The 10,613-nt window shown below is 73.6% G+C and carries 9 protein-coding genes and 1 pseudogene; 1 reads left to right on the forward strand and 9 read right to left on the reverse strand.

From position 1 onward, the window contains the following. Positions 1-209: 209 nt before the first annotated feature. Complete coding sequence (locus J1M44_RS00515) at positions 210-488, forward strand: DUF4235 domain-containing protein (RefSeq protein WP_010080219.1); 279 nt, start codon at positions 210-212, stop codon at positions 486-488. Positions 489-569: 81 nt separating this feature from the next. Here the strand turns inward: J1M44_RS00515 and mnhG are convergent, their stop codons facing one another. The 9 genes and pseudogenes from mnhG to J1M44_RS00560 form a co-directional block, all read right to left on the reverse strand. Continuing rightward, a complete protein-coding gene (gene mnhG, locus J1M44_RS00520; protein WP_206480339.1) occupies positions 570-977 on the reverse strand; it encodes a monovalent cation/H(+) antiporter subunit G in 408 nt (135 codons plus the stop codon). Next, on the reverse strand, positions 974-1,312 hold the full coding sequence (locus J1M44_RS00525) for a monovalent cation/H+ antiporter complex subunit F (RefSeq protein WP_098470782.1): 339 nt from the start codon (positions 1,310-1,312) through the stop codon (positions 974-976). The genes mnhG and J1M44_RS00525 overlap by 4 nt, the downstream gene beginning before the upstream one ends. Continuing rightward, positions 1,312-1,971 carry a Na+/H+ antiporter subunit E gene (locus J1M44_RS00530; RefSeq protein WP_206480340.1) on the reverse strand — a complete coding sequence of 220 codons (660 nt, stop codon included), beginning with the start codon at positions 1,969-1,971 and terminating at the stop codon, positions 1,312-1,314. Before J1M44_RS00530 ends, J1M44_RS00525 begins: the two co-directional genes overlap by 1 nt. Beyond that, positions 1,958-3,589 carry a Na+/H+ antiporter subunit D gene (locus J1M44_RS00535; protein WP_206480341.1) on the reverse strand — a complete coding sequence of 544 codons (1,632 nt, stop codon included), beginning with the start codon at positions 3,587-3,589 and terminating at the stop codon, positions 1,958-1,960. The genes J1M44_RS00530 and J1M44_RS00535 overlap by 14 nt, the downstream gene beginning before the upstream one ends. Beyond that, entirely contained in the window at positions 3,586-4,146 is a 561-nt protein-coding gene (locus J1M44_RS00540) for an NADH-quinone oxidoreductase subunit K (protein ID WP_002858374.1), read from the reverse strand. The genes J1M44_RS00535 and J1M44_RS00540 overlap by 4 nt, the downstream gene beginning before the upstream one ends. After that, positions 4,143-7,241, reverse strand: a complete 3,099-nt coding sequence (locus tag J1M44_RS00545) for a Na+/H+ antiporter subunit A (protein WP_206480342.1) — start codon at positions 7,239-7,241, stop codon at positions 4,143-4,145. Before J1M44_RS00545 ends, J1M44_RS00540 begins: the two co-directional genes overlap by 4 nt. A 68-nt stretch (positions 7,242-7,309) precedes the next feature. After that, positions 7,310-8,695, reverse strand: a pseudogene (locus J1M44_RS00550) (MFS transporter); the annotation flags it as partial. Then, positions 8,629-9,210: a dCTP deaminase gene (gene dcd / locus J1M44_RS00555; protein ID WP_036317147.1), complete on the reverse strand. Its 582-nt coding sequence runs from the start codon at positions 9,208-9,210 to the stop codon at positions 8,629-8,631. The pseudogene J1M44_RS00550 and the gene dcd, both read right to left, overlap by 67 nt. A gap of 3 nt (positions 9,211-9,213) precedes the next feature. Further along, positions 9,214-10,613: hypothetical protein (locus J1M44_RS00560; protein ID WP_206480343.1), on the reverse strand; the 1,400-nt coding region annotated here is incomplete at its 5' end.

The raw sequence follows: 10,613 nt of genomic DNA on the forward strand, positions 1-10,613 counted from the left end.
GTTAGCGTGAGTCATGAGCGGGTCTCTTCTGGCAGGTGGGTTGTTGAGGAACTTCCATCCTGCGGCAGGGGCCCGCTCGTCTCATCTCAGCCCGTACCCCGTGGCAAGAACCTCATGACCCACAACAGCTAGGCTGGGGACCGGCCCGTCCGGCGTCGTCGGCCGCGGCCACAACCGCACGTGAGATCCCCGACCACGGAAGGCGCACCATGAACACGCTCGCCCAGAAGGCCCTGTCCGCCGGCATCACGCTGGTCGGCGGCATCGTCGGCTCCCGCGTGGTCGCGGGCGGCTGGCGGCTCGTCACCGGCCACAGCGCCCCGGACGACGCGGCCGACGAGACGCTGCCGCTCGTCGAGGCCCTGTCCTTCGCGTTCATCTCCGCGGGCGTCGCGGCGCTGCTGAAGGTCGCCGGCCAGCGCGGCGCCGGCGCCGCGATCCGCAAGGTGTCCGAGTCCACCGCGCACCGCGTGGACCACGAGGTCTGAGCCGTCCCGCCGCCACCACCACGACGACGGCCGCCGCCCGGAGGGATCCGGACGGCGGCCGTCGTGCTGTGCGGGGTGGTGTCAGCCGCGGCCGCGCGGCCGGGCGCCGGCGCGGCGCGGCCCGGGGTCCGCCGGGGGCTCGGCCCGATGGACGACGGCGGCCAGCTCGTCCCGGTACAGCAGCTCACGGCGGGCGTGCTTGGTGCGGTAGCCCGTGCGGCCCACCAGGTGGGAGGCCACCGGGGCCGTGACCATCTGGGTGACCCACGCCAGGAACAGCACGGGCAGCCACACCCACGACCGCCACTCGATCGCCAGCCCGGAGAGCATGAGCAGCAGGCCGAGGACCTGCGGCTTGGCGGCGGCGTGCATGCGGGCCAGCAGGTCCGGCAGCACGAGCAGGCCCACCCCGGCCACCAGGGAGAAGAAGGCGCCGCTCACGAGCAGGAACGCGGCCAGCCAGTCCAGGAGCGTGGCGGTCTCGGTCATCGGCCCTCCTCCCCGCCCGGCACGTCCGAGGTGCCGGGCACGCGCGCCTGGTCCTCGAGCGAGTGGTCCGGGCGCCGGTCCTCCGCGAAGCGCGCCACCGTCACCGAGCCGACGAAGCCGACGGCGGCGGCCAGCACCACGAGGACCACGTGGTGCGTGTGGCGGTGCACGGCCATCTCCAGGACGAGCATCCCGGAGAACACCACGAGCAGCACGTCCGTGGCGATCGCCCGGTCCAGCAGCGAGGGGCCGCGCACGATCCGGTAGAGCGCGCCGAGGGCGCCGACCACGAGCAGCGCCCCGCCGGCCCACGCGGCCAGGTCCATCGGGTCCATCAGGCCTCCTCCTTCGGGGGGCGGGCGGCGGACGGGTCCGCGGGGCCGCGGCGGTCCTCGGCCCGGGCGGCGGGGGGCGCCGAACTCGGGAAGCGGCGGACCAGCTCGAGGTCCTCCCGCGAGCCGACGGCGCGGATGATGCCCGCCTCCACGTCGAGGGCCGTGGCGCGGAAGCCCTCCACGTCCTCGTCCGTGGTCGCGTCGAGCACGTGCAGGTACAGGACGGAGCGGACCCGGTCCACGTCGAGCACGATCGAGCCGGGCACCAGGGCCAGGGCGTGGCTGACGAGCGTGATGATGAGGTCGTCGTGGCTGCGCAGCGGGACGCCCACGATCGAGCCCCGGGCGCGGCGGCCACGCAGCAGCACCACCCCGGCCACGTGGACCGAGGCGCGCACGACGTCGACGAGGAACCGCACCGTGAACACGAGGGACCACCAGGGGTTCAGCCGGCCGCTGAACGGGATGCTCGGCATCGGGAAGAGCACGAGGATCAGCAGCGCGAAGGCGAGGCCGGCCAGGGCCACGTGCGGGGCGAAGTCCTGCCACAGGGCGCACCACACGGCCACCAGCACGAGGATCAGCGGCCACTGGGCCACGACGCCCCGGATCCGGTCGGGGCGCACCACGTCGCGGCGGGCGGAGTCAGTTCCGGGCATCGTGCACCTCCGTCGGGTCGACGCTGAGGGTGGCCGCGGCCCGCTCCGCCGCGGCGTCGTCGAGCACCGCCGAGATGTAGGGCGAGCGGTCGAGCATGTCCGTGGCGGCGTCGTCGGACAGGGCGAACAGCGGGCCGGCGGCCACCGTGAACACCAGCGTCAGACCCACGAGCGCCGTGGTGGGCAGCACCAGGCCCGGCTCGAGCGGGCGGGGGCGCTCGCCACGGGCGACGGCCCGCTCGTAGGCGGCCACGAGCTGGGCGGGCGGGTGCTCCACGTCCTCGACGCGGCGCCAGAACGCGCGGGTCCACACGCGCACCACCACGAGCAGGGTCAGCAGGGACACGAGCAGGGACACGCCCACCAGCGTGTAGGCCAGGGGCGTGGCCTGCTCGACGCCGCCGCGCAGCAGGCCGACCTTGCCGAGGAAGCCGGAGAACGGCGGGATGCCGCCGAGATTGAGCGCGGGCACGAGGAACAGGACGCCCACGAACGGGGAGACCTTCGCCAGGGACCCGAGGCGGTCGATGTTCGCGGTGCCGGCGCGGTTCTCGATCAGGCCCGTGACGAGGAAGAGCGCGGTCTGCACGGTGATGTGGTGGGCCACGTAGTACACGGTGGCCGCCAGCCCCGCCTCCGTGGCCAGGCCCAGGCCGAAGATCATGTAGCCGATGTGGGAGACGAGGATGAAGGACAGGATGCGCTTGATGTCCGTCTGGGCCAGCGCGCCGAGGATGCCCACCACCATGGTCAGCGCGGCCACCACGAGCAGGAGCGCGTTGACGTGCTCCCCCGGGAAGAGCAGCGTCTCGGTGCGGATCATCGCGTACACGCCCACCTTGGTGAGCAGGCCCGCGAACACCGCGGTCACCGGGGCGGGCGCGGTGGGGTACGAGTCCGGCAGCCAGAAGGACAGGGGGAAGACCGCCGCCTTGATGCCGAAGCCCACGAGCAGCAGCACGTGCAGCACCATCTGCACGTCGCTGGGCAGCTCGCCGAGCTTCACGGCCAGGTCCGCCATGTTCATGGTGCCGGTGGCCGCGTAGACCATGGCGATGGCGATCAGGAACACCACGGAGGAGATCACGGAGACCACCACGTAGGTGATGCCGGCGCGGATGCGCTGGGCGGTGCCGCCCATGGTCAGCAGCACGTACGAGGCGGTGAGCAGGATCTCGAAGCCCACGTAGAGGTTGAACAGGTCGCCGGCCAGGAACGCGTTGGACACGCCCGCCACGAGGATCAGGAACGTGGGGTGGAAGATCGAGACCGGCCCACCCTCGTCCCGGTTGATCAGCCCCTGCGCCGAGGCGTACAGCAACACCGCCAGGGTGATCAGCGCCGACACCACGAGCATGAGGGCCGAGAGCCGATCCACCACGAGGCTGATGCCCAGCGGGGCCGGCCAGCCGCCGAGGTGGACGGCCGCGACCCCGGTGTCCCAGACCGCGGCCAGCAGCAGCGCGTCCAGCACGAGGGTGAGCACGAGCGCGGAGACCGTGACGGTGATCTGCGCGCGGGGGCGGCGCACGAGCATGAAGGTCACGGCCGCGCCCAGCACGGGCAGCATGACGGCCAGCGGGGCCAGGTCGGTCAGGGGGACGGAACCGATGCTCATGCGCGCTCCCCGCCCTCGGGACGGCGGCCGCGGGACGCTGCCCCGGATCCGGTGGGCGCCTGGGGGGCGGGCGTGGCGTGCTGCACCTGGGGCCGTGCCTCCGTCGCGTGCTCGTAGTGGGCGTTGGGGTCCGCGGCGTCGTCCAGGAACTCGGAGGACTCCTCCACGAGCTCCGCGTCGTCCTCCGCGTCCCAGGCGGGCATCCGGGCGATCTTGACGTCCTCCGCGTCCACCTCGACCTCGTCCTCGCGGACGAGCAGCCACGAGCGGTAGATCATGGCGGTCAGGAACGCGACCACGGCGAAGCCGATCACGATCGCGGTGAGGATCAGCGCCTGCGGCAGCGTGTCCGCGTACTCGTGCGGGTCCCGTCCGCGCACGAACAGCGGGGCCAGGCCCGTGCCGCCCGAGGAGAGGAACAGCAGCATGATGGCGCCGTTGTTGATCAGCACGATGCCGAGCAGGATGCGCGTCAGGCTGCGCTCGAGCACCAGGTAGATCCCCCCGGCGAACATCACGCCCATCGCCAGGAGCAGGGCCAGGTCGACGGTCATCATCGGGCGGCCTCCTGGGTGGACGGGGTGGACGGGGTGGGCATGCGCGGATGACGACGGCGGGCCGCGGCGCGCGCCCGCGCACGGCGGGCCTCCTCGCCCCGGCGGTCCACCTCACCGCCGAGCGAGCGCAGCACGTCGATCACGAGCCCGACCACCACGAGGTACACGCCGATGTCGAACGCCGTGGCCGAGACCAGCTTGAGGGCGTCGCCGAACAGCGGCAGGTCGGTGAACTCCACCACATAGGACTGCAGGATCTGCCCGCCGAAGAAGAGCGGGGCGATCCCGGTGAGCGTGGCGATCGCCAGGCCCAGGCCGATCATGGGCCCGGCCGGGATCACGGAGGCCTCCTGCAGCTCGTACCGGCCGCCGGCCAGGAACCGCAGCGTGAGGGCCAGGCCTGCGAGCAGGCCGCCGGCGAAGCCGCCGCCGGGGGTGTTGTGCCCGGCCAGCAGCAGGTAGACGGAGAGCAGCATCATGATCGGGAACAGGAAGCGGGTGACGACCTCGAGGATGATCGAGCGCCGCTCGGGGGCCATCGTGTGCCCCGCCACGAGCCATTGGCCCTTCCGGTCGTCCACGGCGAAGCTGCGCACGACGGACAGCTCGCGGGCCCCGAGCGAGGAGTCGGCGCCGAAGTCGCCGACGGAGCCGGGGGCGACGTCGTCGATGCTGCGGGCGCGCCCGTCGCGGTGCTGCAGGAAGATCAGGGAGGCCACGCCGGTGGCCGCGGCGGCCAGCACCGTGATCTCGCCCCACGTGTCCCACGCGCGGATGTCCACGAGGGTGACGTTCACGGCGTTCGTGCCGTAGCCGTCCGTGTAGGCGAGCTCCGGCATGGGCAGCGAGATCCGCTCCGCCGTGCGGGCGGCCAGCGCGGTGGCGGCGATCCACATCATGGTCAGGGCGAAGCCGCCGGCGACCGCCATGCGGGCGATCCGCCGCGAGCCGGTGCGGCGGTCGTACCAGTCCGGCGGCAGCACGCGCAGGCCCAGGATGAGGGTGACCAGGATGATGGTCTCCACGAGCACCTGGGTGATCGCGAGGTCCGGGGCGCCGCGCATCGCGAACAGGGCGGCGGCGCCGTAGCCGGTCACGGACACCAGCATGATCGCCTTGAAGCGGCGGCGCGCGCGGACGGCGAACACGGTGGCGACGGCGATCATCAGCACCACGACCAGCTGCGCCGGGGTCTGGAACCAGGCGACGTCCGCGGAGAGGAACGAGGTGGCCAGCGTGCGCTCGCTGCGCCCCACGGGGAAGAGCAGGAACGCGGCCGGCAGCAGGAACGCGGTGGCCAGGATGATGCCCAGGTAGCGGCGCAGGGAGCCGGTCTGGGTGCGCCCCGTGACCCAGATGGCGACCTCGTCGAGGGCGCCGGTGATCTTCCGGTACGTGCGCAGGGCGTCGACCGGGAACTCGACGCGGCGCTGGAACGCCTCGACTCCCGGCCGGCCGAGGGCGAGCAGCGCGCCGAGCACCCAGACCCCCGCGGAGAGGGCGAGGATGGGCGTCCAGCCGTGCCACAGGGCCAGGTAGGCCGGCGCCTCCTCCGGGTCCAGCGGCGGCAGGGAACCCGTGTGGGCGGTGATGATCCCCTCCACCGGGCCGGGCAGGAAGGCGAGCACCAGGCCGGCGAGCGCGAGCAGCGCGGCCGGGGCCAGCTCGAGGGTGGTGACGCGGGTGTGGAAGCGCGTGACGGGGACCGCGGCCCCCTCCTCGTCCCGCTTGGCGGCGAACGAGCCCCACAGGAACCGCCACGTGTAGGCGAAGGTGAGCACCGAGCCCACGGTCATGAGCACGAGCGGCGTCCAGCCCCACACGTCCGCGTGCGCCACGCCGTGGGCGGCCAGGCCCTCCAGGACGGACTCCTTGGCCACGAAGCCGAACAGCGGAGGCAGGCCGGCCATGGACAGGCCCGCCACCACGGCGACGGCGGCCAGGGCCGGGTGGCGGCGGCCGATCCCGGAGAGCTGGCGCAGATCGCGCGTGCCGGCCTCGTGGTCGATGATGCCGACCACCATGAACAGGGGGGCCTTGAACACCGCGTGGGCCAGGAGCATGGCGAGGCCGGCCATGGCGGCGTCGCGGGTGCCCAGCCCGTTGGCCACCATGAGGAAGCCGAGCTGGGAGACCGTGCCGTACGCGAGGACGAGCTTGATGTCGGTCTGCCGCAGGGCGCGCCAGCCGCCGAGCAGCAGGGTCCACAGACCCACGCCGATCACGAGGACCTGCCACATGGCGAGGCCGTGGAACTCCGGGGCCAGGCGGGCCACGAGGAAGACGCCGGCCTTCACCATGGCCGCCGCGTGCAGGTACGCGGACACGGGGGTCGGCGCGGCCATGGCGGCCGGCAGCCAGAAGTGGAAGGGGGCCTGGGCGGACTTCGTGAGGGCGCCGATCAGCACCAGGGCGACGGCGACCTCGAGCAGCCCGCGCAGCCCGGCGTCGGCCATGAGGGCGGGGGCGGCCTCGAGGACCCCGGAGATCCGCCAGGACCCGGCGAAGTGGGCCAGCATGATCAGGCCCGCGAGCATGGCCAGGCCGCCGAACGTGGTGACGATCAGGGCGGTGATGGCGGAGCGGCGGGCGAAGATGCGGTGGCCCGAGTAGCCGATCAGCAGGAAGGACAGGACAGACGTGATCTCCCAGAAGGTGTAGAGCACCATGAGGTCGTCCGTGGTGACGAGCCCGAACATTGCGCCGGCGAACGCCAGCAACTGCCCGCCGAACACCGCGTTGCGCGGCTCGTGCTCCCGGAAGTAGCGGGCGCAGTACACCAGCACCAGCGCACCGACGCCGAGCACGATCAGGGACATGAACGCGGCCAGCACGTCCATGCGGAACGCGAGCTCGATCTCGAGGTACGGCACCCACGGCACGGCGCGGTCCAGGTGCGCCGCCGAGGCCGGGACCGGCCGGCCGGCGTCGAGCGCCTCCTGCAGCGCGAACACGTGCGGCAGCTGGGTGAGCAGCCAGACGAAGCCCGCCGCGGGGGCGGCGGCGAGCAGATAGAACCCCTGACGTCCCGTCCACCGGAAGATCACCGGGGCGGCGAGCGCGACGACGAAGAGCGCGGTCAGGATGACGAGCATGCGGTCCCTTCGTCAGGCACGGGCGGGGGTACGGTCCAGCCTAGCGGAGGGATGCGCCCCACCCGGGGTCAGCGGACCGATTCCGCGCTCCGCGTGATCGGCTCCGTGACCCGGGCGAACAGCAGCCCACCGGCCACGAGCACGACGGCGATCACGGGGATGACCACCCGGTTGTCCGGGTGCAGGGCGAGCGCGAGCGTCACGAGCGCGGGCGTGATGAACCCGACCGCGCGGCCCGTGGTGGCATACAGCCCGAACACCTCGCCCGCCGTCCGCGGCGTGGTGAGCCGGCCCAGGAACGCGCGCGAGGCCGACTGCACCGGGCCCACGAACAGGCACAGCGCCAGCCCGCCGACCCAGAACGCGAGGGTGCCCGAGGCGAAGAACAGCGCCCCGGCCACGAGGACCATGGCGGCCAGCGAACCGAGGATCACCCGGCGCGGGCCGACTGCGTCGTCGAGCTGCCCGCCCACGAAGGCGCCCAGGGCGGCCACCACGTTGGCCGCGATCGCGAACAGGACCACGTCCGAGGCCGCCAGCCCGTAGACCGTGGTGCCCAGGATGGCGCCGTAGACGAACACCGCGCCCACGCCGTCGCGGAACACCGCCGAGGCCACGAGGAACCACAGCGTGTTCCGGTCCTCGCGCCACATCCGCGCCAGCGTGGACCCCAGCGCACGGTACGAGGCCGCCAGGGACTCCCGCCGCGGGCCGCCGCCGGGGGACGGCGCGGGCGCCGGGTCCGGCACGGCCACCAGCACCGGGATCGCGAACACCAGGAACCACGCCGCGGCCACGAGCGCGACCACCCGGATGTTCAGCGCCGCGTCCTCCGTGACGCCGAACCAGTGCGCGTCCCCCGAGACGAAGCCCACGAACACGATCAGCAGCAGCAGGATGCCACCGAGATAGCCCGCGCCCCAGCCGATGCCCGAGATCCGGCCGATCGTGGCCGGCGTCGAGATGTGCACGAGGATCGCGTTGACCTGCACCTCCGCGAACTCGAAGAACACCGTGCCCAGGGCGATCAGGGTGACGCCCAGCAGCAGCGAGGACTCCTCCGGGGTGACCCAGAAGCAGGCCGCGGTGCACGCGATCACCGCCGCCGTCATCACCCCCAGCCAGAGGCGGCGCCGGCCCGCGCCGTCCGCGCGCCGGCCCATCACGGGCGCGGTCAGGGCGATCACGACGCCGGCGATCGCCAGGGCCGTGGACAGCCACGCCGTGCCCCGCTCGTCCGGCCCGAACGCGTCCGAGGCCAGGTAGGTGCCGAACACGAAGGTGACCATGACCGCGTTGAACGCGGCCGAGCCCCAGTCCCACAGCGCCCACGCGGCCACCTGGCGGCGCGGGGCGGCGGAGGCGACCGGCGGGAGCGCGACGTCGGTCATCGCTCGATGCGGGTGAGATGGAAGTCGCGGTGCGCCCGGGAGGCCGTGGGCCCGCGCTGACCCTGGTACCGGTTCTGGTTGGCCCCGGTGCCGTACGGCGACTGGGCCGCCGAAGAGAGCCGGAAGAAGCACAGCTGGCCGATCTTCATCCCCGGCCACAGCGTGATGGGCAGCGTGGCCACGTTGGACAGCTCGAGCGTGACGTGCCCGGAGAAACCGGGGTCGATGAACCCGGCGGTCGAGTGCGTCAGCAGGCCCAGCCGCCCCAGCGAGGACTTGCCCTCGAGGCGGGCGGCGAGGTCGTCCGGCAGGGTGACCTGCTCATAGGTGGAGCCGAGCACGAACTCCCCCGGGTGCAGGATGAACGCCTCGTCCGGATCCACCTCCACCAGCCGGGTCAGCTCGTCCTGCTCCTGGCGCGGGTCGATGTGCGCGTACCGGTGGTTGTCGAAGAGCCGGAAGAACCGGTCCAGGCGCACGTCCACGGACGCGGGCTGGACCATCGCCGGGTCGAGGGGGTCCAGGCCCACGCGGCCGGAGTCGAGCTCGGCGCGGATGTCGCGGTCGGAGAGCAGCACGGCTCAGTCCATTCGCACGACGACGGCCAGCGGGGTGCGCTCGCGGCCCTGGCCCAGCGGGTTGTCCGCGAAGGCGGCCTCGAGGGCGGCGGCCGACGCGGCGGTGTCCTTGCCGAGGGCGTTGCGGCCGATGTCGTTGGCGTCCATCACGACGGTGCCGGCGAAGGAGGCCTTCGCCCAGGCCGGGATGTCCGCCGCCCGGATCATCGCCGAGACCTCGGCGGCCACCCGGTCCGGCTCGGCCGGGGGCAGCTTGGCCGAGACGTTGGCCGGGAACGTGGAGTAGGTGGTGGGCCCGTCGATCGCGCGGACGTTGCCGCCCACCACGTTGTAGAACACACCGCGCTTGCCGGCGACCTTGCCGGCAGCGCCGGCGGCCGCGGAGAGCACGATGCGCGGCAGGCCGGCCTCCTGGATGGCCAGCTGCATGGTGGTGGGGTCGCCCAGGCCGATGCCCGCGGGCGTGCGGGTGACCAGGCGGGAGAGGGCGCGGGCGGCCACGGAGGGGCGGACCTCCCAGGTGTAGTAGGAGCGGCCCTGGGTGATGGCCACGATCTTCTCGGACACGGAGAAGTGCCACGGGGCGTCCTGCGGCATCGCGTCCGCGGGCAGGTCGCGGAAGAAGTCCTCGATCTCGCCGCGCAGGTAGGCCTGCAGGTCCGTGTCCCGGTCCACCAGGCCGGTCTGCACGGGGAAGCGGCGGTAGCGGCGGCCGTCCTCGGCCGAGACCAGGTCGAGCTCCTTGCCCGGGTTCGGCTCGTGGTCCGGCTTGGCCGGCGCCGGGGCGGCCGCGGCCTCGTCGACCGCGGCGGCGGGGCTGGCCGGGGCGGCGTCGGGGTCCACGGCGTCGCGCAGCCACAGCTCGAGGTTGAGCAGGCGCCAGAAGCGCTCGGGGTCGTGCCGGCGCGGGTGGGCGAGGAAGTCCTCGAACAGCGCGCGGACGGTGGGCGCGTCGGCGTACGGGCGGGCGGCGAACGAGTCGGAGGCGAACACCTCCCGGGCAGGCTCGCGCAGGGCGAGCAGCAGGCCGGCCGCGGCGTCGTCGTCCGCGGGACGGGCCGGCGGGAGGACGGCGTCCACGAGGCCGGCGAGACGCCCGCGCGGCACGCCGCGCTCGGCGGGGCGCTCGTGCGCGTGGGCGTCGACGAAGGCGGAGTTCAGCAGCGCCTCGACGGGCACGTCGGCGCGCTCGCGGGAGTCGGCCAGGCGGGCGGCGACGTCGCGGCGGGTCGCGGTCAGGGTGCGCGCGGCGCCGCGCAGGCCACGGGACGCGTGGGCGGCCGGCGGCGTCGGGGCGGGGCGGCCGCGCATGTGCGCGGTCGAGACCAGGGGACCGCCGTGGGCGCGGATCGCGGCGCGGATCGACTCGAGGTCGGCGACCGGGGACGGCGTCGCGGCGGGGG

The organism is Micrococcus sp. KRD128 (assembly GCF_017168395.1).
Lineage (GTDB): Bacteria > Actinomycetota > Actinomycetes > Actinomycetales > Micrococcaceae > Micrococcus > Micrococcus luteus.